The sequence below is a fragment of the Hymenobacter negativus genome, assembly GCF_017571495.1.
In the GTDB taxonomy this organism is placed as follows: domain Bacteria; phylum Bacteroidota; class Bacteroidia; order Cytophagales; family Hymenobacteraceae; genus Hymenobacter; species Hymenobacter negativus.
Map to the genome: position 1 here is coordinate 237,216 of NZ_JAGETZ010000009.1, position 26,252 is coordinate 263,467.

General features: G+C 58.4%; 23 protein-coding genes. 10 read left to right on the plus strand and 13 right to left on the minus strand.

Going from position 1 to position 26,252, the window contains the following annotated elements; genetic code table 11:
• Positions 1-6 precede the first annotated feature (6 nt).
• From J4E00_RS18875 to J4E00_RS18895, 5 genes are all read right to left on the minus strand, one after another.
• Entirely contained in the window at positions 7-3,033 is a 3,027-nt protein-coding gene (locus J4E00_RS18875) for a DUF6493 family protein (protein ID WP_208176815.1), read from the minus strand.
• 36 nt (positions 3,034-3,069) lie between these two features.
• On the minus strand, positions 3,070-6,114 hold the full coding sequence (locus J4E00_RS18880) for a DUF6493 family protein (protein WP_208176816.1): 3,045 nt from the start codon (positions 6,112-6,114) through the stop codon (positions 3,070-3,072).
• Between the two features lie 47 nt (positions 6,115-6,161).
• A complete protein-coding gene (locus J4E00_RS18885; RefSeq protein WP_208176817.1) occupies positions 6,162-7,499 on the minus strand; it encodes an SWIM zinc finger domain-containing protein in 1,338 nt (445 codons plus the stop codon).
• 229 nt (positions 7,500-7,728) lie between these two features.
• The gene (locus tag J4E00_RS18890; protein WP_208176818.1) at positions 7,729-8,142 is read right to left on the minus strand and encodes a DUF2809 domain-containing protein; all 414 of its coding nucleotides are present in this window, start codon (positions 8,140-8,142) and stop codon (positions 7,729-7,731) included.
• Positions 8,143-8,154: 12 nt separating this feature from the next.
• Positions 8,155-8,997: an oxygenase MpaB family protein gene (locus tag J4E00_RS18895; protein WP_208176819.1), complete on the minus strand. Its 843-nt coding sequence runs from the start codon at positions 8,995-8,997 to the stop codon at positions 8,155-8,157.
• Positions 8,998-9,311: 314 nt separating this feature from the next.
• Here J4E00_RS18895 and J4E00_RS18900 point away from each other — a divergent pair, with 314 nt between their 5' ends.
• The 3 genes from J4E00_RS18900 (at position 9,312) to J4E00_RS18910 (ending at position 10,865) form a co-directional block, all read left to right on the plus strand.
• Positions 9,312-9,614 (plus strand): hypothetical protein, encoded by a 303-nt coding sequence (locus tag J4E00_RS18900; RefSeq protein ID WP_208176820.1) that lies wholly within the window; start codon positions 9,312-9,314, stop codon positions 9,612-9,614.
• A 172-nt stretch (positions 9,615-9,786) separates the two neighbouring features.
• Entirely contained in the window at positions 9,787-10,341 is a 555-nt protein-coding gene (locus J4E00_RS18905; RefSeq protein WP_208176821.1) for a prolyl hydroxylase family protein, read from the plus strand.
• Between the two features lie 41 nt (positions 10,342-10,382).
• Entirely contained in the window at positions 10,383-10,865 is a 483-nt protein-coding gene (locus J4E00_RS18910; RefSeq protein ID WP_208176822.1) for an SMI1/KNR4 family protein, read from the plus strand.
• Here the strand turns inward: J4E00_RS18910 and J4E00_RS18915 are convergent.
• Entirely contained in the window at positions 10,854-13,154 is a 2,301-nt protein-coding gene (locus tag J4E00_RS18915) for an efflux RND transporter permease subunit (RefSeq protein ID WP_208176823.1), read from the minus strand. The two genes, J4E00_RS18910 and J4E00_RS18915, sit on opposite strands and share 12 nt — an antisense overlap.
• Positions 13,155-13,482: 328 nt before the next feature.
• Here J4E00_RS18915 and J4E00_RS18920 point away from each other — a divergent pair, with 328 nt between their 5' ends.
• The 7 genes from J4E00_RS18920 (at position 13,483) to J4E00_RS18950 (ending at position 17,877) form a co-directional block, all read left to right on the plus strand.
• Positions 13,483-13,941: an ankyrin repeat domain-containing protein gene (locus J4E00_RS18920; protein WP_208176824.1), complete on the plus strand. Its 459-nt coding sequence runs from the start codon at positions 13,483-13,485 to the stop codon at positions 13,939-13,941.
• A gap of 95 nt (positions 13,942-14,036) precedes the next feature.
• Positions 14,037-14,243 carry a hypothetical protein gene (locus J4E00_RS18925; protein ID WP_208176825.1) on the plus strand — a complete coding sequence of 69 codons (207 nt, stop codon included), beginning with the start codon at positions 14,037-14,039 and terminating at the stop codon, positions 14,241-14,243.
• Between the two features lie 119 nt (positions 14,244-14,362).
• Positions 14,363-15,466: a type I restriction endonuclease gene (locus J4E00_RS18930; protein WP_208176826.1), complete on the plus strand. Its 1,104-nt coding sequence runs from the start codon at positions 14,363-14,365 to the stop codon at positions 15,464-15,466.
• Between the two features lie 87 nt (positions 15,467-15,553).
• Positions 15,554-16,348 carry a thymidylate synthase gene (locus tag J4E00_RS18935; protein ID WP_208176827.1) on the plus strand — a complete coding sequence of 265 codons (795 nt, stop codon included), beginning with the start codon at positions 15,554-15,556 and terminating at the stop codon, positions 16,346-16,348.
• 12 nt (positions 16,349-16,360) lie between these two features.
• Entirely contained in the window at positions 16,361-16,699 is a 339-nt protein-coding gene (locus J4E00_RS18940) for a hypothetical protein (protein WP_208176828.1), read from the plus strand.
• A 133-nt stretch (positions 16,700-16,832) separates the two neighbouring features.
• A complete protein-coding gene (locus tag J4E00_RS18945; RefSeq protein ID WP_208176829.1) occupies positions 16,833-17,348 on the plus strand; it encodes a hypothetical protein in 516 nt (171 codons plus the stop codon).
• Positions 17,349-17,391: 43 nt separating this feature from the next.
• Positions 17,392-17,877, plus strand: coding sequence for a hypothetical protein (locus J4E00_RS18950; RefSeq protein WP_208176830.1), 486 nt, complete (start codon positions 17,392-17,394; stop codon positions 17,875-17,877).
• Here J4E00_RS18950 and J4E00_RS18955 read toward each other — a convergent pair.
• The 7 genes from J4E00_RS18955 to J4E00_RS18985 form a co-directional block, all read right to left on the minus strand.
• Positions 17,867-18,664: an aminotransferase class IV gene (locus J4E00_RS18955; RefSeq protein WP_208176831.1), complete on the minus strand. Its 798-nt coding sequence runs from the start codon at positions 18,662-18,664 to the stop codon at positions 17,867-17,869. The two genes, J4E00_RS18950 and J4E00_RS18955, sit on opposite strands and share 11 nt — an antisense overlap.
• A 9-nt stretch (positions 18,665-18,673) precedes the next feature.
• Positions 18,674-19,579, minus strand: coding sequence for a hypothetical protein (locus J4E00_RS18960; RefSeq protein ID WP_208176832.1), 906 nt, complete (start codon positions 19,577-19,579; stop codon positions 18,674-18,676).
• Positions 19,576-20,529, minus strand: coding sequence for a hypothetical protein (locus J4E00_RS18965; protein ID WP_208176833.1), 954 nt, complete (start codon positions 20,527-20,529; stop codon positions 19,576-19,578). The genes J4E00_RS18960 and J4E00_RS18965 overlap by 4 nt, the downstream gene beginning before the upstream one ends.
• A gap of 355 nt (positions 20,530-20,884) precedes the next feature.
• Complete coding sequence (locus tag J4E00_RS18970; RefSeq protein ID WP_208176834.1) at positions 20,885-23,407, minus strand: hypothetical protein; 2,523 nt, start codon at positions 23,405-23,407, stop codon at positions 20,885-20,887.
• Positions 23,408-23,453: 46 nt separating this feature from the next.
• Positions 23,454-24,581, minus strand: a complete 1,128-nt coding sequence (dprA, locus tag J4E00_RS18975; protein ID WP_208176835.1) for a DNA-processing protein DprA — start codon at positions 24,579-24,581, stop codon at positions 23,454-23,456.
• Positions 24,582-24,751: 170 nt separating this feature from the next.
• A complete protein-coding gene (locus J4E00_RS18980) occupies positions 24,752-25,123 on the minus strand; it encodes a MerR family transcriptional regulator (RefSeq protein ID WP_208176836.1) in 372 nt (123 codons plus the stop codon).
• A 22-nt stretch (positions 25,124-25,145) separates the two neighbouring features.
• Positions 25,146-26,186 (minus strand): arabinogalactan endo-beta-1,4-galactanase, encoded by a 1,041-nt coding sequence (locus tag J4E00_RS18985; protein ID WP_208176837.1) that lies wholly within the window; start codon positions 26,184-26,186, stop codon positions 25,146-25,148.
• Positions 26,187-26,252 lie beyond the last annotated feature (66 nt).

The window sequence follows — 26,252 nt, forward strand, 5'->3', positions numbered from 1 at the left end:
TTCGACTTAACCCAATAAAGCGTCAATTGTCTTTTTCAGACTGGCCTGTGCCCGCCACACCCGCAGGCGTTCCTGCACGGAAGCGGGCACGGCTTGCCGGGTGCGCGCCATGAGGTCGGCGTAGGGTTCGAGCAGCTTGCGAAGGTTGCGTAGTGGTTCAAAGGGTAACTGGGGCAGTAGCGCCGCCAATAGCTGGCGCAAGGCATCGTCGGTGGCCGCATCGATGGCGCGGGTTTGGGCGAGGGCATCGGCCAGGCGCTGCACGGGCGCAAAGCCGGAGGCCAACAACCGGCCCATGGCCTCGCCCAGTGCCGCCGGTACCAAGCGGCCCGCCGCAATGGCGTTGAGCAACACTTCCAGGGCCAATGCCCTGCAAGTAGGAGCGCTGTGCGTGAGGCTCACGGCTAGTAATAGAGAAGTACTTTCTTCAAAGCGTGGACCGGGTACCAGCAGGGAGCGCAGGAAAATCAGCAACAGGTCGCGCGCTTCAGAGCCCATGTTATCGGTGCGGCAGGCGGTACGGACCAGGTGCCAGTGCAGCGGGGCGGGGTTATTAGGCAGGACTGTGAGTAAGAACGGTAAATCGGCAACCAGCGACCAGAGGTAATAATTGGTGCTTTGCGACAACCGGGCGTGCAGCGAGTAGAGCAGCAGCGGCGACGGCGGCACCTGGCCCTGATGGGTGGTGGCCACGCTCAGTTCCTGCCACACATTCGTGACCTCGGGCTTTTCCTTGTTCCAGCTTTGCTTGTAGGTATGCGACTTTTCCTCAAAATGCCAGCTCGGCTGCCAGGGTTCAGCCACGCCCGGGTAGTCGGAGAGCGGCCGCAGATTCTCCAAAACTGCTTCCGGATAGCGGGTGCGCGCCACCACGGCCCGCAGCCAGGGCAAGGACTCCTCCAATGGAATAGTGGCGTTTGCCGGCTGTTGGTGCTTGTAGGAAATAATTCGCCCGAAGCTTGTGACGATGGATTTCATCATCGACTTACTGGGTGCATTTACCGCCGCAACGGGAGCAGCGCCCTCCGTCGCTTCCGGCGCCAGCAGCTGCCGGAGCAGCTCCCGAACGCCGTCGTGCTGAAGCTGGGGTAGCATTGCCAGCGCCTGAGCCATGTCCTCCTCAGCCCCAATGGCGGTGCGGGCCAGCGCCAGGGTTAGGTCGGCAGTGTCGGGGAATTGGCCGGCGGCCTGGTAGGTCAGCAGCTTCTGCACCAGCGTCGTAGGGGCTACCCAATGCGGGGCGTGGCTGGGCGTGCTCAGCAACGGCAGCGGAGCTGCGGGCGCAAGCAGCGCCTGTTCGGCGGCCACAAGGCGACGCTGCTCCACGCGCAGCAAGGGGTCGGGATTGCTGTACTGCTGGTCGGTGAGGACGATTTCCGGTACTTTGGGCTGCGCAAAACGGGTGTACCAGCTTATCAATAGGGCGAGAATTAGCTGGCGGTGGCCATTGCGGCTGTTTCCAAACTGATAGTTTGCCAGAATGAGCGCAATTTGATTTGCGGGCTTGTCTTGCAGCTCCCACTGAAACGCCTGTTTCAGGTAAGGCATCAGCAGTTCCGGGTAGTCGGCCGGAAACTGGCTGCGCAGGCGCAGCAGGCCATCGAGCCAGCGCTCGAAGGCGGCCGGATTATCGTTTTGCAATACCTGTCCGGTCAGAAACAGCAGTTCGTGCCAGTCCTGCACCGGCGCAATGGCCGTGGCAGGCGACACTTCCGGTCTGAACTCGGCTAGGGGCGCGTAGCCTGCCGGGGCGTTTTCCAACTGGTCCGCTATAGCAGTGCTGGCAGCCAGAAAGGGCGTTAGCACCGTGCGCGCCGCTGAGGCCAGCAGGTCGGCATAGAGGCCAATGGTATCAGTGGTTTCGGCGGCTTCTTCGGCCGTGAGCAGAGGTTTCTTGGCGTTCAACAAGCTGGCCAGCAGCTTGGCGGCGCGCTCCTGCACGGCGGCATCGGCATTAGCTAGGGCAGAGCCTGCCAGGCGGGCTACGGTGGGTGCTAGCTCGGGTGCCCGCTTCAGCAGCTTCTCGAAAGCGCTGAGCAGGTTGCGCAGCCCCGTCTTAAGGTCCTGGCGCGTGGTCAGGCTTTCGGCATAAAGCAGCAGCGGTGCGGGTGCAAAATCGGCTTCGGCCCACAAATCCTTGAACTGGTCGAGGGCGAAATTAATCACCAGCGGCAGGGGATGAGCCAGCAGCTCGACCAGCTCGGCCTGCCGGGCTAGGCGCTCGGCCACGGTGGGCTTCAGCTCCAGAAACAGGTTCTTAAACCACGTCAGCAGCGGGCGGCGAAAGTCGCGGCGCAGGGCCAGCAGGCAGCGGGTGAGGATGTCGGCGCGGTCGAGGTGGCCGGACGCCACAAGCTCCCGCAGCAGCGCAATCCAGGCAATGGTATTGTTCGTCTTGCTCTGGTAGATGGCCGCCGAATCGGCCGCCGTATCGAAGTCGAACAACAGCGGAACATCCCGTTCCAGCATCACCGTATCGGCCCGCAGCTGCCGCAGAATATGCGCTTCGAAGTCCTTGCTGTGGCCTTCGTGGTTGCGGTTGTAGCGGTTCAGGCGGTGCGCCAGCGACTGGGCAAACAGCCAGGGGTCGTACTCGACCAGGTCGGCGGCGGCCAGCTCCCGCAACTGGGCGTAGTCAATCACCTCCCACGAGTTGCCGCGCGTCACGCGTTGCAGCCAGCTCGTGAACCACGCAGGCCGGCTGTGCAGCAGCACCTGCGTGAATAATTCCTTATGCCCCCGCTGGTCTTTGCCGTTGTCGTAGTTGAAATTCCAGGGAAAATTGAAGTTGCGCCCCAGTGCTTCCTGCTTGGAAAACGTGGCCAGACCCGCCAGAAACAGCTGCGGCTCCCTTTCGCGGGGGAATTGCTGCGCCCTGTCCATGCGCCAGTCGTTCATTTCCCGGTACAGCTGCTTGGTTCTGAGGCGCACGGGCACCACATCGGCCTTCGGCAACTGTAACAGGAAATTTACTAGCTCCAGCAGCCCTTGCTGGCGGACAATCTGCTCAAACGTTTCGACGGAAGTAAGCATAGGATTTGGAAAGGATTCAAAAGAAAAAGGAAACAGCTATGCCAGTAGCCTATTTGCCGTTTTAAGGCTGCTGACTGATTTCCAGATACTGAAGCGGGCGTTCACTTCGGCCGGTATGGCGCGCCGGGTGCGGTCCCGCAGGCTGGCGTATAGCTCCAGCAGCTTGCGCGTGTTGCGCGGCGGGGTGGCGGGCAGCTCGGGGAGCAGGGCTTCGAGCAGTTGGCAAAGGGCATCGTCCGCCAGCGCATCCACGGCAACCAGCGTGGTGAGCACGGTAGATAGGCGCGGCACCGGGGCGTAGCCAACGGCCAGCTGCTGGCCGATGATGCCGCCCAGCCCGCCCGGTTGCAGGCGGCCATTGGCCACGGCGCGCAGCAACACTTCCTGCGCCAGGCTCCGACACAAGGCGGTGTTGTGAATGAGGCCGCTGGCCAGCAGTGCCGTTTCATTTTCGCCGAAAGCCGGCCCGGGGCTCAGCAAGGCCCGCAGTGCCAGGGCAATGAGGTCACGCTCGGATGATTCCAGGTTGTCGGCCCAGGCTGCGCTGCGCAAAATCTGCTCATACAGCGGAGCCGTGTAGTTGGGCGTTAAAGCCAGCAGAAAGGGAAAATCGTGGGTCAGCATCCAATTCCCCTCCCACGACCCGTACTTGCTTTTGCCAAAAGTCGGCGCGTAAAGCAGCAGCGCCGACGGAGCCGCCCGCTTAGTCCCGTTGCTCCACGAAAGCTCCACAAAGCGGTAGGTTTTAGTTTGACCTGGCTGGTCTGGGTCCGGGTAGTTGTTTTCTCGGTGCACTACTTCAAACGTAGTGTGCACCGGCTGCGACACACCCGCGTAGTCATAGCCCAGTACGGCCGGCAGGGTAGGAAATACGCCGGCCGGGGCTTTCGTCCGGGTGGCCACGGCCCACAGCTCCGGCAGCGCCTCGGCCAGGTTCGAGTGGACAGTAGCCGCGAGCCGGGCAGCCGGGGCCACCGGCAGCTCCGGCAGCGCCAGGTGGGCTGGCCCCAGAAACCACGCCAGCAGCTGGCGTAGCCCCGCGTCGGCCAGGGTTGGCAGTTGGCGCAGGGCCTCGGCCGCCTCGGTGGGGTGCGTGTGGGCGGTGCGGGCCAGCGCCAGCGCCAGGTCGGCCGGCTCGGGCGGGGTACCAGCGGCCTGGTAAGCCAGCAGCCGGGTGATTAAGGTGCCCGGTGCTACCCAACTAGGCTGGTGGGTGGGCGTGCTGAGCAGGGGCAGGGCCTGCCGGCCCGCCAGCAGTGCTTCGGCCAGCAGGTAGCGTTGTTTCTCCAGGCCCAGCAGCGGGTTAAGGACCGAGTGCGGTTTCTTTACGTCCACGCTTTCTACCCGGCGCGTCGCAAAATCGGTGGCCCAGGTCAGCAACATAGCCTGCACCAGGCCTTCGTGGCTGTATAAGTCCACCGGCTCACGCAGGATGGCCGCTTCGGCCGCTGATGCTTTCTTAATCTGAGGAAATAGCTGGGCCAGATACGGCCGCAGTTGCCCGGCATACCCAGTGGGCAGCTGCCCATTTAGGCGCAACAAGCCATCGAGCCAGCGCTCCGTAGCCGCCGGGTCGTTGTGCTGCAATACCTGACCAGTCAGAAACAGCAGCTCGTGCCAATCGGCTACCGGTGTAATGGCCGTGGCCGCCGAAAGCTCCGGGACAAACGCCTCCGCAGGAGCATAGGCCGCGATTTCAATAGCCGTTTCGGCCGCTGCAACCGGAGCCAGCCAGTTGGCCAGGGCCGTCCGGGCCGCAGGTCCCAACAACTCGGCGTGGTAGCTGATGGCCGCTTCGGCTGCCGCCGTTTCCGCGGGGCTGAGCAATGGCTGGGGAGCGGCCAAGATGCCGGCCAGGCCTTTGGCGGCGCGCTCCTGCACCAGGCCATCGGGGTGGGGCAGGGCGGTCGTCAGCAGGCGCGTCACGGCCGGGGCATGCGTTGCGTTCTGCCTGGGGAGCTTTAGCAGGCTTGCTAGCAGGGCGCGGATGCCGGTTTTTAGGTCGGGGCGGGTCAGCAGGTTGTCGGCGTAGAGGAGCAGCGGCTTCAGGGAGAATCCGGCTTCCGGCAGCAGGCCCTGCAGCTGGTCGATAGCGAAATTGGCCACCAGCGGCAGCGGATGCACCAGCAACTCCCCAAGCGCCGCCTGATTGGCCAGCCGCTCGTCCAACGTGGGCTTCAGGGCCTGGAATAATTCCTTGAACCACACCAGCAGCAGGCGGCGGAAGTCGCGGCGCAGCGCCAGCAGGCAGCGCGTAATAACATCGGCGCGGTCGAGGTGACCTGAATCAACCAACCGCAGGAACACGTCCTGCCACGTCACAAACTGCGCCGGATGCTGCTGATTCCAGACCTGCCAGGGGTACATATATTCGCCATTCTCCGCTCGCAGCCCATCCATCCCCGGTGGCATTGGAGGCTGAATGCGCACCCCGGACCCAGCAAGGATGGAAGTGTCAAATTCAAACACCAGCGGTAGGTCCCGATGCAGCAGCACGGAGTCGTTACGGAACTTATCCGCAATGATTTCTGCCGAATTAAGGGGCACAGGGTCAATGTCACTCAACTCACTGCCCCAGATATGGATGGCCATCGCCACTACTCTGGCCGTCACCTCAGGCTGATGGGGCACCAGCTGCTCTTCTTCCAGCCGCCGGAGCAGCGCATAATCCATGCCCCAGCCGCCCGCGATGTTGTTGCGGGCCTGGAGCCAGTCGCTCAGCCAGTCGGGTCGAAATGCCTTGAGGATAACCAGCAGATTCGTCTGCACTGCCTGGTAGTTTTTGCGGTTGGTGCCCCCCAATCCCCACCCTCTATGCAGGTTGCTCAAAGCCTCTCGCCGGGAGAAAACCGCAAATCCGCTCAGGGCCATGCCGGCAAACTGCTCGCTGGTGCCTCTGCTGCCCCAGGTATTGGGTGCAATCTGGGCAATACTTTCCAACTCTTTTTTGAGGCTCTTCAGCTTCTCGCGCACTGCTACAACGTCCTTCTTTTCCAGCGCCAGTAAAAATGGCACCTGTTCGTGGGCGCTCTGGTGGCGGATGATTTGTTCAAACTCTTCAGCAGCAGGCGACAAACTCATACAGTGGAATCAATTGTTGGGAATGCATTAAGCGGTGGATAAGCAGCCTACAAAAACCGCATCTGCGCCGCCAGAATGTGCTTGCAAGGCCCGCGCTGGCCCTGATTGCCCGTAAACCACGGGCAAGTGCAGCGCGGCGGCTCCGTGCCGCCTACCACCACAGTGTGCCATACGCCAGTGCCGCGCACGCGCGCCTCGGTCCGCCCACCGGTCCCGATGCCCACCAGCTGCACATCATCAACGGCCTCGAGCAGGGCGCGGGCATTTTTCAGCCGCGGGTTCAGCTTCAGGATGCGCTCCATCTTGAAGGGCAGCCGGCGGTAGAAATAGTGGTTTTCGGCCAGGTCGAACCCCAGCAGGCCCATGGCCGAGAGGCTGGCACACAGGCGGTCCACGGTTGCGGGCGCAAGGTCATTTTCCATCGCAAACAGCATTGGGTTGAATGTCTCATTGCCCCGAAACAGGTTGTTGGCGCCCACAATCCACTCGGCTGGCAGTTCGTCCATCAGCGTATCCAACTGGTTGCCCTCGCCCGAAAAGCCCCGGTTCACCTCTGCCGAGAGGGCCAGCATAAACTCCTGCCCGCCGCCCATCGCCAGCACAAACGCCGACGCCTGCCCATCGGCGGTGCCAAATACGCGCAACCCCTCGCACAGCGGCAGCAGCCCTTCCAGCAGCCGCAGCCGGTGTACGCCGCCCACCCGCACCGCGCCCGGGCTGCTCACCGGCGCAAAGCTCGGCCGGGGCCCCCGCAGCACCAGAAAAAAGTCCGATTTGGCCGTGCCCGCCGGGATGCTCTGCACCAGCTGAACCGCCTGCACGCGGCTAAGGGCCATCTTTTCCTCCATAATGGCCAGGTAGCCCTGCACGGCAGTCAGGCCCTTAATCCAACGCTCGGGCAGGGCCACTTTGCGCTCCGTCACCTTGCCGGCGGCGCGTTCCAGCACCACTTCCTTGTCGCCCACGCTCAGCAGCACCGGCTCGGTGCGCGAGATGCGCGCCAGGGCATTCACCATGGGCTCGTTGAAATCAACATTGGTTGTGCCGCTGCTCAGAAACTCGCCATCCAACGCATCAGGGCCCAAATCGAGCCGGGCATACACGCCGTTGCACGATGAAAAAGCCTCGAAGCGCAGCATGCCCGCGCCGGCCGTCACTATCGGGTCGCGCAGCACGGCGCTCTGGGGCACGAAGCGTGAGGCCACCACCTTGGCTAAAGTAGTTAGCCCCCGGGCCGCCAGCCAGGAGTCGCGAAGCCGCCCCCAGAAAAAGCAGGATGCACCCGTCGGAGCATCCTCGGCATAAGCAGCCAGTGATAGTTTGTTGCCTTCCGGGCTGTGTTCCAGAGTGGAAGGATGGGCGTACGCATAAGCAAAATCAGACATGGCCTTAGCAGTTAGCTTGAATTAAAGCAGCATCGATTCCCGACGCTATTGTAATATCTACCGCAAAGCTAGGAACAAAGGTTCTGAAAAATTGCTAATATTTTTGGTATAGTATTAAGCTACTGATTTTCACGACTATTTATTTTAGCAAATTTGATTGCTAAGCGAACTGCTGGCTACGTTTAGCGGCTATTAGCCAATTTCAAAGGCTCGGGTTTTGCTCATTTATTTAGTGAGGGTTGAGCCGGCTCCACGCTTTCGACAAGCGGCGTTCATTTAGGTTCGCCACGCCCAAGCTCACCGCTAGTGCAAGGCCGCCGCCCAGGGTGTAGGCCAGCATGTCGCCCCATTCAAAGTGACTGCCGAATACGATGCGTGCCACCCGTGAATGCCAGCCCAGTCGTGCCAATAAGTTGATATACTGCAACCCTTCAATCAGATAGGAGAGAGTCAATGCTATTCCCGCTATCCACCAAGCCGATGTGTTGCAAAAGCTTCCAAGCAGGCAATACAGGAAAATAGTGGCCAAAAAATCACCTGCGTACGGCCGGATAAACCGGTCGTGCATGAACAGCGCGATAAGGATTTCGACCAATAACAAGGTGACGGCCGCCAGAAAATAGCCTTTATGAAAACGAAGCATATATTTTGTTGATTAGGCGCTGGGAACAGCCTTATGGAAGGGGCAGCCCCGCGGCGCGGCCACCGCGGCTGCATCGCGGGGTGGCGCCAGTTCCACAGGGGCCGCATCGAGTGCGTGGATGCGGGCTTGGTATTCACTTGGCAACATGGCATTTTTGGCCCATTGACTGGCTGGCCAGCGTTTGGTAAGGCGGTAAAATTTCACGGCCGGATTTATCCAGCTTCCATCGGGTAGGTGTAGCTGGATGCGCACACTGGCCGGCACCACCAAGCCCTGCACGGCCCGCAGCAGCTGGTAGCGGGGCCTGCCCAAGTGCTTGCGGTACTGCCGGTAAAGGTCGGTGGAGTGCGGGCTGAGGGCCAGGTCTTGCGCCAGGTGTTGCTCGCGGGCGGCCCGCCACTCGGCGTAGGAGCCGGGGAGGCCAGGGACGCCCATCCGCTGGCCCACGCGGCAGAATACCGCCACAATTTCCTCGTGCTCCGGCCCGGTGAGGGGCCGTTCCAGCACCTCAAATGCCTTAATGGAGTAAGCTACGAGCAAAAACAGCACGTCGCGGTAAGCCCAATCGGGAATGGCGTAGCCTCGCTTTTTCTCCACTGCGCCGTGAATGGCGGCAATGGTGTCAATTGCTTTTTCGGCCCCAACGCGGTCGGCAAATACGATGCGCCGGGCATAGTCCACCGTTGAGAATAGGCGGCCCAGCGGGTCGGCCGGCAGCCGGCCGGTGAAGTAGAGCCAGTCAACCGCCTTATTGAGAGCAAACTCGGCAGCGGCTCCAGCAAAGATGAACAGCACTGTGTCGGCCGTGCCCCAGATGCGGCGCACGATGGAATCAGGAGCTACGAAATAAGCCATATTTATAAAGAACTTTGATATGCAAAGTTAATGCTATTGTCTGGAATTTAATTATAATCTGGATGAAATTCAATTTTCCTGTTTAGTAAAATCAAATGCTATAAGCGACTTAAGCCGTCTGAGAATTCTGAGGAACTGGTATTGCCTGAAAGCAGAGCTGCTGATTAACCGTTCAAAATCCGCTATTGACCGAGTAAATGATGCATTCTGCCTGGTGAGTAGTGAGGTGGTAGAAATTCCAATTACATTTTCAGTCTCGTTCTACTGAAAAAAGAGAGTAGAACTTTATTCTTTACATAGTTCAATTTTACACCATGACAACTGCCCAACTTGAACTGACTAATACCATCGAAAAAGAGGTGTTGCCCGCCCTGAGTTTCTCCACCTGTGACGTACTCGATTCTTCAGCCGAGCGTCTTGTTCGGCAGCGCGACGCGGACCGGGCAACGGCCCTAGGCAATAACTACCACGGCAAGCTCGACATCTATTTCAAAACGGCCGATGGGAGCACTCATCGCGTTTATACGACCGTATGGGCAAACTCATCTGAGCACCTTACCCTGAAATCGGGTAACAGCATTCCCCTCCGGGCCGTGCTGGGGTTCGATTTTTACTAGCAGTGCACAGGCAGCGCGAATAGCGCCTTGGGTACCAGGGGAATGGCATTGCCCACCCTGGTATACGGCCGGATTTTGTGGTAACGGTGGCTTAGTGCCTGTGGGAAAACCCAGCCCGGAGTAAAAACGGGCCACCTTTTCCCGCAGGCATTGTCAATCATTACCTTGCGGCATGAAATTTACCCAGATAACGGATTCTATTTTCACGGTTGAGGATTTTCTGACCCGGCAGGAATGCTTGGAAAACCTCGTGCTCAGCGAAAAAATCGGGTATGAGCTGGCCAAGGTGAATACGGCCAGTGGGGCCAAGGTGCGCACCGATATTCGCAACAACAACCGGGCGTTTCACAAAAGCGAAGAACTGGCCCAAACGCTGTGGGAGAAGCTCCAGCCCTTCGTGCCCGCGCAGTTAGGCAACAGCCACCCCATCGGCCTCAACGAATTGTTCCGGTTCTACCGCTACCAGCGCGGGCACCAGTTCAAGGGCCATTTCGACGAAAGTTACATTCGCAACGAGCGTGAGGCCAGCTACTTCACCTTCATGGTGTACCTGAACGACAACTTCCAGGGCGGTGACACCACGTTTCGCGGGCTGCGCATCCAGCCGCGGCAGGGCATGGCGCTCATCTTCCTGCACAGCCTCTACCACGAAGGCAGCGAGGTGACGCAGGGCGTGAAATACGTGCTGCGCTCGGATGTAATGTATCGAATGGAGGAAGCAGCCTGAGTTAAGTCTATGCTTATCTATTTAAAATCAGGGCTGAAGAAATGAATTTTGACACTTTAATCCAAAAGGCTCTGGGGCGGCAAACTTTACTAGGTATACAATTAAATCCCCCGGCTACCACAGACGTAATTGCAGCGTTTGAAAAGACCTTTGAAATAACTCTGCCAGATGAGCTTCAAAGCTTCTATAGACAGTGCAATGGCTTTGAAACAGATGATGTACTTTTTAGAGTAATTCCACTTGAAGAGGCCATTCGGGAATTGGAGGAGTATAATAATGGAGTAAAAGGCTCCGCGTTTACTTTCGCTGAATACATGATTTACAGTGATGTATGGATGGTTCGGCTAAAGCCTGAAATTGCTGATGCTTATGAAATTATTAATCAAAATCATGGCACCGAACCAATCATTGTTCTAACAGATTCAATACTTGAATTCATCATTCGCTATGCAGAGAGCGGCGGAGATTTCGGTGATGAAGGGCTATATAAATGGTTTGAAGAGCGAAAAGCGTTAGGGTACTGATTCTGTTTGTGGCTCCAGAATAGCCTTCGGCTTGTGCTTGTAGAAAAACAGTATCAGCAGCGGCAGCAGCGTTAGCTCGGCTACCACGCCGAAGAGCAGCGTGAGTCCGATGAGCAGGCCCACGTAGAACGTCCCGTCGAAGGAGGAAAAGAGCAGCGTGGAGAAGCCGCCCACCAGGATAAGCGAGGTGACGATGACGGCTTTGCCGGCCAGGAGATAGGTGTGGCGCACGGCTTTGAAGAGGTTGGGCTCATGGGCCAATGTCAGGCGCAGCTTGCTGATGAAGTGAATGGTGTCGTCGACGGCGATGCCGAAGGCGATGGTGAAAATGATGCTGGTGCTCACCTTCATGCTCACGCCGGCCAAGCCCATCACGCCGGCCACGATGAGGATGGGCACGAGGTTGGGAATGAGCACCACCACCGTCATGCGCAAGGACCGGAAAAGGGCCAGCACGATGATGGTCACCATCACAATGTCGATGCTCATGCCGGTTATCATGTTCAGCGTGAGGTTCTCGTTGTTCTTGTCAATCAGGTTGCTGGAGCCGGTGAGGCGGGTGCGCAGCACCGTAGAGTCGATGCTGGTGCGCAGGTAGCGGCGCAGGTCGTCGTTGAGGGCATCGGCGCGGATGCTGCCCACGTCGGCCATGCGGCCGGTGAGGCGGCCGGCCGTGCCGTCGGGCAAAGCCAGGGCGCTGAATTCGGGCTTTTTCCGGAACAGCTTGAGCTTGCTGCGCAGGCGGGCCAGCTCTGTAGAATCAGCGGGAAGGCGATACTCGGCCAGGCCGCCGCCGTTGAGGGCCTTGCGCACCGACTTCACCAGCGTAACCGGTGAGGCAGCGAAGCGCAGGCCGTAGGTGCGCTGCAGGTAGCCTTCAATCTGCTCAGTTTGGCGCAGCACGGCCAGGTCGTAGATGTCGCGGCCCCCGGCCGGTTTCAGCTCTAGCTCGAAAGGCCGAACGCCGGCAAACTTCTGCTCGAAAAAGGCGAAATCAAGCCGCACAGGGTCGTTTTTGGAAAGGTCATCGAGCAAGGCGGAGTTGATGCGGACCCGCGTAGCCAGCCCGATGGACGCCGCAATTACCAGTCCGCTCACCAGAAAAATCAGGCGCCGCCGGGCCAGCACCTGCCGAAACAGGCGGCCTAGCACGCCGTCCCAGCTGTGACCCTGCTGGCGCGGCACCCGCAGCTGCGGTTTCTTGAGGAGCAACAGCAGCGCCGGCAGCAGCGTGAAGCTGAGCACGAAGGCCAGCAGCACCGCAATACCGGTGAAAAGCCCGAAGTTGTAAATGGGCCGGATGGTGCTCGTCATCAGCGTGAAAAAGCCCAGGCTAGTGGTCAGCGCTGAGAGCCCAGACCCAAACCCCGACTCCTTAAGCGTGACCCGTAGCGCGTCGCGCTTGCTGGCCCCATAGCCCAGCTCGGCCACGTAGCGCGTGATGATGTGCACGGTATCCGAAGTGCCCACCACGAACATCATCACCGGTAGCAGGGCCGTCATCAGGTCGATGCTCACGCCGCAGGCCCCCATCACGCCCAGCCCCCACAAAATGGCCCCCAGCACTACCACCAACGGCAGTACCACGCCCCACCAGGTCCGAAACGTGAACCACAACAGCCCCGTCACGAGCAGCACCGACAGGCTCATGAACACGGCCAACTCCCACTGCAACCGGTCCACAAATACGGACTGCGCCACGGCGCGACCCGCAAAGTGGTAGTCCTTCTCCGGAAAATGTAGTTGGGCCAGCCCGCTGCGCAAAGTGGTCAGCAGCGAGTCGCCGGGCGGTTTTTTGAGGTCGGGCGTGGTTTGAATCACTAATGTGACGGCCCGTGCATCGGGGCTGAACACGTTGCCCACGAGGCCTGGCGTGCGGTAAATTAGCGTAGAGTCCTGGGCGCGCCGGGCGGGCTCGTCGGGGTGCAGGTAGGGCAGGTTGAAGAAGCCCAGGCCCTCCACCACGGGGTTGCTGACGGTGGTGGGGGAAGTGACGGCCACTACGTGCCGCTCGCGCCGGACCAGACGGGTGAGGGAATCGACGCGGGCCAGGAAGCCGGGCGCAAACACCGTTTGGCCGGCGGGCGCTTCCAGACCCAGTAGTAGGTAGTCGTTGTCGTTGCCGAAGCGGCGGGTGTAGCCCTGGTAGTAGTCCAGGTCGGGGTCGCCGGCGGGGTAGAAGTCGTTGAAATTGTAGTTGAAGCGCAGCTGAGCCACATAGTAGGCACTGAGCGCAGACAGCAGGCCGAGCACGAGCAGGGCCAGATAGGAAATTCGGCGAAGGGGCATAGGCAAAGAAGAGCGGCGCGGTTCGGAGGCATTCAGGCTTTCTCCAACACCGAAGGGGAGCCGTGCCTACCTGCAACGCCCCGTTTTTCGCAATTGTTTCGGCGATGTAGCGCGGACTGATTGGTTCGCGTCCCCGCGCCATTAAGGTCGTTCGGTTTCCCGTCGGGGCCGCGTACTACCCAGGCCGCGCTACATCGTGCCCTCACAATATTACTTTTCATACACACGCTTTGACTTATTGTAGCAAGTGTTTTAACCATGCAAAAGCTTCCCTCAGTTGGCCCATCTTTGTGGTTTATTCCCCCTTAAAGCCAGTGCGTTTATTTCTATGAAGAGAATTCTATTCCTTGCGGCGGCTCTCTATTGCCTCGTGCTGAATACCCACGCGCAAACCCCGGCGCAGACCCAGGGCATGAAGAAGGCCATCCTGAAAAACGACGCTCCGGCAGCGGAAACCCTGCTGGCGGCCGGCGCCAACCCCAACGCCGTGGTTGAAATCGTGCCCGGATTCGCCACCACCTACCTCATCACGGCCGCTTCCAACAACAGCCTCGACCTGGTAAAGCTGCTGCTTAAACACAAGGCCCAGGTCAACCAGCCCGATGCCTTCAAAGCCACGGCGCTGATGGCCGCCGCCGGCAAAGGCAACAAGGAAATGGTGGCGCTGCTACTGGCCAGCGGCGCCGATGCCCGCGCCAAAGACGACGACGGCAAAGACGCCCTGGCCCTGGCCAAGGAGGGCGGCAACGCAGAAATCATCAAGCTGCTGGAGCAAAAGCTGCAATAAGCTACGGTGCCTGGTAAAAAAGTGGCCCGCCGATGTATCTTAGGGGGCTGCTACGGCAACAGTTTAACCCCTCACCGCCTTTTATAGCTCATCCCATGAAAAAGACCCTGCTCGCCATCGCCCTGTTTGCCTTCGCCGGTACCACCGCTTTCGCCCACGACGGCCACGACAAAGACGGTAAAAAAGGCAAGAAAGAAACCTGCACCAAAGCCACCGCCGGCGGCTCGTCGTGCTGCATGAAAGGTGGCAAAACCGCCAGCGTGAAGCCCGCCGCCAAGCCCGCCGTTGCGGTAAAACTGTAGTTCCGGCCGGCTTCGGCCACCGTTGAGAAATAAAAAAGCCGTTTCATTTCTGAAGCGGCTTTTTTATTTACTATAAATTCATATGTTTACTTATTAATATAACTAAAAAATAAAGGCTTATGGAGCTCATTGACCAACTTTCCAATCTGGCGTCGCGAGCGCAGAAACAGATTGCGCACATTCAAACGGAAGAAGCAACCAAAACAGCTTTGGTGATGCCGTTTATCAATGCCTTAGGCTATAATGTATTTGACCCAACGGAGGTAGTGCCTGAGTTTATTTGCGACATTGGTACGAAGAAGGGTGAGAAGATTGACTATGCCATCATGCGCGATGGTAAGCCAATTATTCTGATAGAGTGCAAGCACGTTGGCAGCGACTTGAATATCAACCATGCCAGCCAGCTGTTTCGATACTTCCACGTTACCGAAGCTCGAATTGCAGTGCTGACAAATGGCTTGGTATATCGGTTGTTCACCGATTTGGAACAGCCGAATAAGATGGATGAGCGCCCTTTTCTAGAGTTTGACCTCGCCAGTTTTAACGAAAACGATGTAGCCGAGATTAAGAAACTGAGCAAGGCAGCATTCAATATTGAGGACATGCTTTTTGCAGCATATAACCTCAAATACATGCGCGCTTTCAAGAAATATTTTGACGAGCAATTCACTCAGCCTTCGGCTGACTTTATCAATTTCATTTCGAAACAAGTTTATGAGGGCGTCCTGACCCCAAAGCTGAAAGAGCAGTTCAGCATCCTGGTGCACCGCTCGTTTCACCAGTTTCTGAATGATAAAATTGCCATGCGCCTGCGGTCGGCTATGATTGATACCAGTGGCCAAAGCCTGTTGGTCAGCGATGTGCCACCCGCGCCAATAGCCGAAACAGCAGCTGCATCAGACACGGAAAGCAGGGATAAAGACATTGAAACGACTGTAGAGGAAACCGAGGGCTTCATGATTGTGCGGGCTATTTTGCGCAAGTCCGTTCCGGTAAATCGGGTCGTGATGCGGGACGTGCACTCGTATTGCGGCATTTTGTTGGACGACAATAATCGCAAGCCCATCTGCCGGCTGCACTTCAATGGCAGCAAGAAATACGTAACACTCTTCGATGTGGAAGGTGGTGAACGAGTAGATATTACTTCTCTTGATGACTTGTACGGCATGGCTTCCCGCATTCGTGCGGCTGTGCAGAAACATGAAGCCAAAGTAGCTGTTTAGCTCACCGGTTGCCCGCCACGTGAATAGCGAAAGCTGCCCAAGCGGGCAGCTTTCGCTATTTTTGATGCTTCCGTTACGCTCCACCCCATGCGCCAATACCAAGCCCTGCTCCGCCAAATCCTCGACACCGGCACCGTCAAAACCGACCGCACCGGCACGGGCACCGTGTCCATTTTCGGCCCACAGATGCGGTTCAATCTGGCGGAGGGATTCCCGCTCGTGACCACCAAAAAGGTGCATTTGAAGAGCATTATCCACGAGCTTCTGTGGTTTTTGCAGGGCGATACCAACATTGCCTACCTCAAGGAGCACGGCGTGAAAATCTGGGACGAGTGGGCTGATGCCAACGGCGACCTGGGCCCCGTCTACGGCCACCAGTGGCGCTCCTGGCCCGACGGCCACGGCGGCCACATCGACCAGATTTCGCAGATTATCCAGCAGCTCAAAACCCAGCCTGATTCCCGGCGCATCCTCGTTTCGGCCTGGAACGTGGCCGAACTGCCCGAGATGAAATTGCAGCCCTGCCACGCCTTGTTTCAGTTCTACGTGGCCGATGGCAAGCTCTCCTGCCAGCTCTACCAGCGTTCGGCCGACGTGTTTCTGGGGGTGCCCTTCAACATTGCCAGCTACGCCCTGCTCACCCTCATGGTGGCCCAGGTAACGGGCCTGCAACCCGGCGAGTTTATCTGGACCGGCGGCGACACCCACCTCTACAGCAACCACCTCGAGCAGGCCGCGCTCCAGCTCACCCGCGAGCCCAAGCCGCTGCCCCAGATGCAAATAAACCCCGCCGTGACGGATATTTTCGGGTTTCGGTACGAGGATTTTGAACTGGTGAACTACGAGCCCTGGCCTGCTATTAAAGCGCCAGTGGCGGTGTAACTTGGCGGCATCATGGGAGATTTTCTGGCCGAGCTGCTGGCGGAATTCATTATTGGGCCCATTCTGAACTTTCTGTTTGGAGCGGTGTGGTGGCTACTCCGCACGGGCACGCTGTTGTTGCTATACCCGCTCATGCTGCTCACGGGCTGGGTGCGGCTCTGGATTCGTGAACGGGGGCGGGTTAGCTTCCTAAACCTTTGGGAACAACATGGCCGCAGCGGCTTGCATCGTTTTGGCTGGGCCGAAGCGGCACTGGATGTCGAGTGCGCCATTGCTACCGGCCTGATTGCGCTAGCGGGTAGCGGAATGGCTGTGATGCTCTATTCGTTGGGGCGATTGTGGCTGACCTGAAACGCCGAAGCATTGGCCGCCAATGGATAGGCAGCCTTGACCTTCAAGCGGTTGATTTTGACTGCCAAAAAGCGGCCATAAGACCGAGCTACTTGTCAGCTATTACAGTGCCGGTAGCCGTATAAGGGGCAGCATGAGAATAGGCACCTTCGGGTTGGTTTGGTTGGGTTGCGTATTGCTGGTCAGTGGGCCGGCCCGTGCGCAATACGCCGCGCCGGGCTTCCCGATGCTGCCCCAGGGCCTGCTACCCATAGCCAAAGCGCCCGCGAAACTGCAGTCGCCCATTCTGCCGCGCTTCTGGCACGAAGCCGACCCCACCCGGCTGGCAGCGGGCCGCACGCAGTTTTTCGAGTTTGTATCAAAAAATTCTACATTTCCGGAAGGAGCCCGCCCCACGCCCGGCCACCCGGAAATACCCATGCCCACCGGCCGCCTGTTGGTGCGCGTGCTGGTACGGCCAGATGGCTCCGTGCGCCAGCCGCCCCGCGTCAGCAAGCGCGAGTTGGCCTTGCCCGAAAGCAGCTACCCGCCGGCCGCCATTCGGGCCCTCGATGCGGAGGCGCAGCGGGTGCTGGGCGCGTTGCGCTTTGTGCGGTCCAAATCCGTGCAGGATTCCCTGGTGGTGCCCATACGCTTTATCGCGCAATGAGCGTTTGGTGTGGGCCGTGACCCCACCAGAGTGCTCTTCGCTGATGAAAATACCGTTCCTTATCTGTTTGGCGTGGAGCACCGCCGCGAAGGCGCAAGGCTCGGGGGAAGTGTATGCCGCACCGGGTATGCGGGTGCATTTGCAAACGCGCGCATTGCCAAAGAAAGGAAGGGCAAAACCGGCGGCAATTCCTGCTATCGTGCCCCGTTTCTGGCATAGCGCCGATTCAGTGGCCTGGCAAACGGGCTATATCCAGTATCTGCAAGCCCTTCAGCATTTCATGAAATTCCCGGTCGAGGCGTTGCGCGAGCAGGTGGAAGGGCGTCTATTTGTAAGGGCCATACTTTCGGCTGAAGGCTTGCCGATTAAAGTCGAAGTGGTAAAGCGTAACCTCACGACGACGGCTTCTCACGCAATACTCAACGCTTTCGATGCAGAGGCAGCTCGGGTTGTCGGGGCGCTGCGATTTGAACCCAAAGCCGGGCTGCCCGACACCATAATCATCCAAATGAGCTACTTCATGCAATAGCTGCTAGCCAGTTTGGCAATTGCGGCCGGAAGGAAACGGACTGAACCCGATGAACGACTTTGATAGCCGCTACATTCGCCGTGAACACCGCATCGGCTGCCAGTAAATCCTGCTGCGAAAATAGCCCCTCCCGGCACTCCGTACCGGCCGTCTGCGCCGCCCGTAGCACCTGCGCCCGGCGTACCCCCGCCACGCAGCCACTTGCCAATGACGGCGTAAATAACACGTCATCTTTTATCCAGAAAATGGCGGCGGCACCCGCCTCTGCCACGTGTCCCGCCACATCGCAGAGAATAATCTCAGCGAGGCCGCGCTGCTGCCGCTCATGCGCTGCCCGCACATAGAGCCACGCCTGTGGGCCCTTACAAAAGCTGAGCGGGGAGTGTATAGAGTGCGTTTCCAGGGCAAAATCAGCCTTGCTGACGGGCGTTTCATCGGATACAAAGGCTTCGGCGGTGGCCAGCCATTCGGCGGCGTCGGTGGTGGGCGTGTAGCGGCCGCCGCCGGCGCGCCAGAGCTGCAGGCGCAACCGGGAGGGAGTTAGATGGTTGGCTTGGGCCAGACGGGCTAGGGTAGTTTCTAATGCTTCGGCAGTGGCTAGGGCGGCGGGCAGCGTGAGGTAGAGCGCGGCGGCCGCCTGCTGCATACGGGCGTAGTGGTCGGCCACAAGGCGCAGGCGGCCGCTGGCGAAAATCAGAGTTTCAAAGAAGCCATCTCCGAAAGCCAGGCCGCGGTTGGGCAGGACCAGGGCGACGGCGGGCAGTAATTCGTTATTTAGCAAAAGCATGAGCCAAAGCTAGCGCTGGGCCACGCGATAGGGGACATGCACCTGAAAAGTGGTATCGCGGCCGCTGGCATTAAAGCGGATTGTGCCCGTCCAGGCAGCCGGCCCGGATTTTAAAGGTGCCCGAAAACGCACTTGCCCAACATTGCTGGAATCAACGGCTACGGGCTGGCCATTGCAGCGCATTTGCATGGGGACGTAGCGTAGGTCTAGAATACTTCCCAAAAATAGGTGAGCCCGGTAGATTTCGCCAGGAGCCACAACGCCTGATTCAGCGGAGTACAGCGCTACCAGATGCGAGCGGAGTTGTTTGGCGCCCACTCTAGAAAGAAGATACTGCAACGTATTCAATTCAGCAGTTCGCACCTCACTTTCCAACTGGGAAAGGTTTGCTAGTGCTGCCACTGTCGACAGTCCAGTGAATTGTGGCTCGGATAGTTTGGCCTTGCCAGTTGGGTTGAGGGCCTGAAGGACCGAGCGATAATTAGTAATCTGTTGGTGCATGCCCTGTTGAGCAGCCCTCGTCGACCCTAATAGCTTTTCGGATGCACCAATTTCACCCAAATGAGCCAGCGTAGGGTTTGCTTCAGCCTTGGTGCCAGTCGGATGCCGCAATTCGTTGGTCAGGTCGCGTAGCGTTAGAGCCATCGAATCGGCATTGTCATGCAGTTTTCGGGCTGCTGCTAAAATCGAGACTTCCTTCGGCTGATTCTGATTTTTTACTACCGCTTCCTCAATTCCTTTCACATTGCCTTCTGTTCGCCGGTGGGCATCTTCATTGTCCGTAGCCAAGAGTTGGTTGAGGTAGTATAGCTGCCCGTTAAGCTGCGTTTGCGCTTGGTGCTGACGATAGAAAGCATACGCCATAGCGCTGGCAGCAACCAGTACCACCAGCACTAAAGTGGGAAGACGTTTCATCGGGCCGGCTGCTTAACAATAGAGTAAGGGACATTTACTTGAAATGTAGTATCCGATGTGCTTGTCCTGACCTGGATAAGGCCTCGCCAGTGGGCGCGTACGGTATCGGGCTGGTTGGGCTGTAGCGGCGGCACCTGAATTTCGACCAGTCCCCAGCCATTGGGCTGTACCGCAATGGCTTTTCCCTCAGCACTCATTATGGGACGGAGACTTGAAGCGGCCTGAGTTAAAAATAGCTGCGCTTTATAGTTGCCCCCCGGTGCCACGGTATTTGAAGCGGCTACTGCTATAGCACCTATTTTATCGAAGCACATGCAGCAGCCGCTGCCTACTTTTTGCGCCTGACGATTTAGAGCCTCTGCCGTTTGGTGGCGCACTTGCGCTTCGAGGCGCGTGAGGCTGGCCAGGGCTGACGCTATGGGCGCGTGTTCAGCATAAAACCATGTCGTTTCTTCGGGACCAGCTTGCGTAAGAGCAGGCACTTCGGGTATAAAAATCCGAATGAAAGCAGTGTACTGGTCTAGCTGTCGGGTGAGCTGCTCCTCCGTGATTTGGCCGGGTTGAGTGGCGACGTCGGGGCGATGCAACGCGCCAGCGGAGGTTTCATGTGCCGCCGCCCGTAGCGCTTGTTGAAACAGGTGCAGCGTGTCTACAATATACTTGGCACGGCTCAAAATCTGTTGGCTTTCTTTCAGCACCACCACATCCCGGACCTGATTTTGGTTCTTAGATACTGCCACGCTAATTCCATATACAGTATTGGCCATTTCTCGAGCTCCCTGCTGGTTGTTGGCTGCTAGGCGAGCTTCCAACGCCACTATCTTTTCCAAAATGACAGCATTCTGCGCTTGCCCCCGATGCAGAAACACGCCTGCCCCACTAAGAATAGCTACGAAGCAGACCGTCAGAAATCGGTTATTTATTTTCATGTTAGTCAAAAAATAGCCCATCTGACTTCCTTACATCAACGCAAACTTCTTGCTCGGCATTGCCCGCACCACACTTCGGAGCTCCAACCGGCCACGCTTACGCTTCCAGCCGTCCTACGCGTTATAGCCCCTTGTTCAGGCTACAAAAAACACGATTACCGGTGAGCTTAGATTAGGTTAATGTATTGAGTTGGCTCGGTATTGCCTGTATTAAGTTAATCACCTGGGTAAAGCCAAAAATTAGGAAGCCATGTTGAAGATAAAAAGAGGCCCTTCGTGCTGATGAAGGGCCTCTTTATTAATCTTTATTAATAAGAAAAGAGCAGGCTATGCGTGAATAGGTTACCTATTTGTCTCTTTCGTCTGCGCCAACCGCTTATTGCACCTGTACGCGGCGCAGCACGGTGCCCTCGGCGTAGTTCACGCGCAGGAGGTAGATGCCAACGGGTAAAGCATCTACTGACAAGGTAGCAGGCTGGCTGCCACTCAGCACCTGGTGGCGGAGGGTGCGGCCCAACCCGTCGAGCAGGTCGAGGGATTGTGGGTGGGCGCTGGCGTCGGGAGCCACGGTGAGGATGGTATGCGTGGGGATGGGCCAGGCCTCGGTGCGGTCGGCAACGGCTTGTGGCGCGGCTACATGCAGCACATTGCTCGCCGTGATGCGGGCTACGCCGAAAATAGGCTGACCAGCAATAGCAGTGAAGCTGCCGCCCGCCATGATGTTGCCATCGGGCTGAATAAGCAAGGCTCGCACCGCCCCATTGGGCGTAGCAGAGGCGCCATATGAGGCATCCGCTTGTCCGTCTGATTGCAGCCGTGCGAGGTTTGAGGGGATGCTTGGGCTTGTAAAAAGGCCGCCCATCAACACCCGGTTATTGGGCTGAAGCGCCAGTGTGTTCACGGTGCCAGTAATGGTAGGGGGCACAAAGCTGGCATCAACTGCGCCAGTAGCAGTCAGCCGTGCCACGTTGGTACGGGCTGTCCCTCCAATGGCTAAAAAGGCCCCGCCTACCAGGAGTTTGCCATCGGGCTGGAGCGCGAGTGCCTGCAGGCGGGTGGTGCCGGAGTTCGTGAAGGCACCGCTTAGAAAAGACGCGTCCGTGGCGCCGTTACTTTCCAGCCGTAGTACCCCGCGGCTGGAATTGGTGCTACCTACTGGAATGCCCGTGCCAGCCACCAGAATCTTGCCATCGGGTTGCAGGGCCATCGTCTGGAAAGCCGTGAGGCGGGGACCAGTGGTAGCAGGCGTGAATGACGCATCCCGCGTGCCATCGGCAAGGAGGCGCACCAGCGCATTCGTCACGTTGCCGGCCAGCGCCACGTTGAGGCTGCCTACCAGGATGCGTCCGTCGGGCTGGAGGAGCAGGCGCGCTACGTTGCTGGCGAGAAAGCTGGGGGCATTCAGGCTATTATCGGGGCTGCCGTTCGATAGGAAACGATTCACAGCTGCCGGGGTAGCGGTAAGGATGCGACCATCTGGCTGCAAGGCTACATCGACCACCCCCAAATCGAGGCCTACGTTTGGCGAAAAGGAGGCGTCAACAGTGCCATCGGTGTTGAAGCGGGCAAGGCGCCGCACCGGCTGGGCATTAATCTCCGAAAAATTTCCACCCACCAACAATTTCCCATCAGGCTGGCGTACCATGGCTGTCGCCGTGCCATCGGTTTGGATGGTGGGTTGAAACGCCGGGTTGATAACACCGGAACTCGTTAGTTCGATTAACCCCCGGTCAAGGGTGCCCGTGAAACTACCGAAGGTGCCTGCAACCAGAACTTGGCCGCTGGCCAGCAGCGTCAGCGCGTTGGGGCGGATATTAGGCCCGGTACCTACCTGAAACGAGGTGTCCAGCGTCCCATCTGCATTCAAGCGGTTCACACCCGGCAAGCTGGTGCCGTTATAGAGCGGGTCGTTGATGAACAGCACTTTCCCATCGGGTTGCAGCTGCATGGCGTCGCCCGAGTAAGAATACACGCTGTAGGACGTGAGCGCAGCCGGGGGCGTGAAGTTGGGGTCGAGGGCGCCATTGGACAGCAGGCGGGCAATGCCCTGCCCCTGCGGCCCCGTTGAATTAAAAAACAGGCCTCCGCTTATCAGGATTTTGCCGTCGGGCTGCACCACAATATTGTCGGCATCGCTGCCAGCTGTTAGGGCAGGTGTGAACGTCTGGTCGAGCGAACCGTCGGAGTTTATGCGGGCCAAGCCGTTGCAGGGCACACCGTTGTAAGAAGTAATATAACCCCCAATAAGGTACTGCCCGTTGGGCAAGGCCACAATGCTTAGTATATCATCGTAAAGGTTAACACCCAGCCCGCCACTGTTAAAAGTTGGGTCTACAGCGCCAGTCGCTGTGAGCCGAACAATGCCGCCGGGTACGGCCGCGCCATTAAATTGGTCGAATCCGCCTACTGCGATAAGCTGCCCGTTGGATAGGGGTAGGTAATCATCGATGTAGCTGGTTACGCCATTATAGCTCGGTCCGGTGCCAATGTTGAACGATGCATCGCCGGTACCATTGGCATTGAGCCGCAACAGCGATTGACGGGTAATTCCGCCTACGGTGAAAGGGGCACTGGGAGAATAGCCCAGCATAAATTGCCCGTTGCTCAATAAGCGGACGCGGTAGGTCACCGGGGCGGCACCGACGTTCTGCTGAAAAGCCGCATCCAGCGTGCCGTTGGTATTGAAACGACTAATGCCCGAGGCGCTGGTTCCATTAACACGGGTGTATATGCCGGTTGTGACAATTTTGCCATCGGGCTGTTCCAGCGCTGAGTAGACCGTGCCGGGCGCATACATTCTCGGCGCAGCAAAAGTGGCCGATAGGCTCTGAGCAGCAAGCGGCAGCCTGTCGGCAAAACCCAGGCAAAGCGCCGTAAAAAGGAGTAATCTTTTCTTCATGAATTTGGAAAAGAGAATAACATAAAAGCAACTGATAAGTAGATTCTTACACCAACGCAAACTTCTTGCCCGGCATTGTCCGCACCACGCCCCGGAACTCCAGCCCCAGCAGCAGCGAAGCCACCGCATAGATGGCAATTTGCGCTTTCCAGGCAATGTCATCCATTTGCAGTTCCCGGCCGGTTGCGGCGGCCAGCACGGTGATGATGGCAAATTCCTCAGCCGTAAAATCATCAGCCGAGTAGGAGGGAACTGGTTTGAACTTCCCCGATTGATGCAGGGCCGCGTCCCAGTTCAGCAGCTGCTCCAGGTCCAGCGGCTCGGTGTACATGGCGGCCTTGTTGCTTTTGATGAGCGCATTGCAGCCTTCTGAGGCCAGCGAGCCCACATTGCCGGGCACAGCCAGCACGTCGCGGTCGTAGCTCAGGGCCAGTTCGGCGGTTATCAGGGCCCCGCCCTTTATGGCCGCTTCCACTACCACTGTACCGTCCGAAAGGCCGGCAATGATGCGGTTGCGGGCGGGGAAGTTATAGCGGTCGGGCGGCGTGCCGAAGGGGAATTCGGTGAGCAGGCCGCCTTGCTCGCGCATCTTTTCAGCCGTCTTCTGGTGGGTATGCGGATAAATTCTATCCAGCCCGGTGGCCATCACGCCCACGGTTTCCAGGCCCTCCTGCAGGGCGGCGCGATGGGCCATAATGTCGATGCCGTAGGCCAGGCCGCTCACCACCAGCGGCCGGTGCGGCACCAGGCCTTGCACGATGCGCTCGGTTTGCTCGCGGCCGTACTCCGTGGCTTTGCGGGTGCCCACGAGGGCCACCGTTTTGAGGGTATTTAAGTCGGCCGTGCCTTGGTAATATAGAATGGCGGGCGCATCGGGAATCAGCTTAAGACGGCTTGGGAAGCGTTTGCTGGTGTAGAAAATGATTTCCACACCGTCCTTTTCGGCCTTTTTTAAGTCAGCTTCTGCTTTGCGAAAGGCTTTTTCACGCTCCGTGCCAGTTAGGATTTTAACCGTGGCGTCGCCCACGCCGGGAATGCGGCGCAGCTTGCCGGACGGCATCATCAGTACGTTTTTGGCCGAGCCGCCGTAGCTCATCAACTGCCGTGTGAGCTGTGGGCCAATGCCGGGTAGAAGAGTGAGCGCAAGCTCGTGGAAGAGGGTGTCGCTGGACATGTACCGTAAGCTTTGGCTTGCGCCGGAGTAAAAGGTAGCGTAAGCTTTCGCTTGCGACAAGCGCAACGAGTTCTGCTTCCGGAAGATAAATGGAGTTGATTTTGAAGTAGTGGCGCAACAGCACATCGTTGCACTCATCACAAGCCAACGCTTATGCTGCTGTTCAGGCGCTACTCGGCTATATCCGGGTCCGCCTTCCCTGCTGCCTCCACTTCCTTCTTGAGGCTCACCAGAAACGCCCGAACCTTCTCCAGGCTCTGCACCACGTCAATCTTCTCCTTGAGCTGCGGACCCTTTTGCTTGAGCATGTCGCGGGCGCCGGGGATGGTGTAGCCACGCTCCTTCACCAGGTGGTAGATGGTGCGGAACACTTCGATGTCTTGAGGGGTGTAGAGGCGGTTGCCCTTCTTGCTGCGGCGCGGGCGCAGCTCCTCAAACTCCGTTTCCCAGAAGCGCACCAGCGACTCGGCCACCTTGAACTGGGCGGCCACTTCGCCAATGGTGAAGTATTGTTTTTCGATGCTGCGCTCTTTGTAGGGCATGGTGCTAAGGGCCGGCGGCGGGTTAGTCAACCCGGTATTTCCGGCTGATTTCGTCGTAAATTAACAACAAGTCGTTTGCCTGGCCTTGTTTGTCGAAAATGGATTCCCAGGTGTTGAGCGGCTCCCAGATAAAGCTGCCCTTGCCTTTGCCGCCCGGCAGGTTGAAGGCAATGTCGTTGACCTCGCGCTTGCGCTCCGAATATTCGACCAGCACAATATCCTGCGGATACTTTTTGGCCAGCGCCGTCAGATTGTTCTTCAGGTCTGGAATGGTGCCGTGCCACTTTGGGTAGTACGACTCGCCAATCACATCAAATTCAACTTTGCGCGCAATCATGCGGTCGAGCCAGAGCGTGGAATGTACGTTCTGGCCGCCCAGGGCAATGTGCATCATGACCAGCGCAGTAGGCGTGGTTTCGCGCACGGCGCGGGCTCCGGCCTTAGCCAGGTCGGCCAGGACATCGAAGCGGGCAAGGCTGTCGGATTTTTGCACGTCGCCGTCCGGCCAAATCATGCCATGGTTGATTTCGTTGCCCACCTGCACCATATCGGGCGGGGTGCCCTGGGCATTCAGGGCCTGCAATACTTCTTTGGTGTAGTCGTGCACGGCCTGGGTCAGGGCGGTGCCGTGCAGGTCTTGCCACGCAAGCGGCTTGAACTGCTTCTGCGGGTCGGCCCAGGTGTCGGAGTAGTGAAAGTCGAGGAGCAGCTTCAGGCCCGCCTGCTTCACGCGCTTGGCCATGGCCAGGGTATGCGGTAAGTCGCAAAAGCCCTTGCCAGGCGAGTAGCCGCTGTCGGCCGCCGGGTTATTGAAAATCCGCAGGCGGATGTAGTTGAAGTGATGGTCCTTGAGAATCTGGATGGCGTCTTTTTGCACGCCTTTGTCCGAGAATTTAACGCCGCGCGCTTCGAGCTGGGGCAGAAAGGAAATGTCGGCGCCGAGGACTTTGCCCAGCTTGGCCTTGCGCGGCGCGGGTGGCGTGGCCGCAATGCTATTCAGGCCAGCCAGCACCAGCAGGCCGATGCCACCCAAGCGGTGCAGCGAATTCAAACGAAACGACATAAAAGGGACAGCAAAATGCGCGGCATGCACCACACCTTGGAAGGGGGCGCAAGATACGGGCAGCCA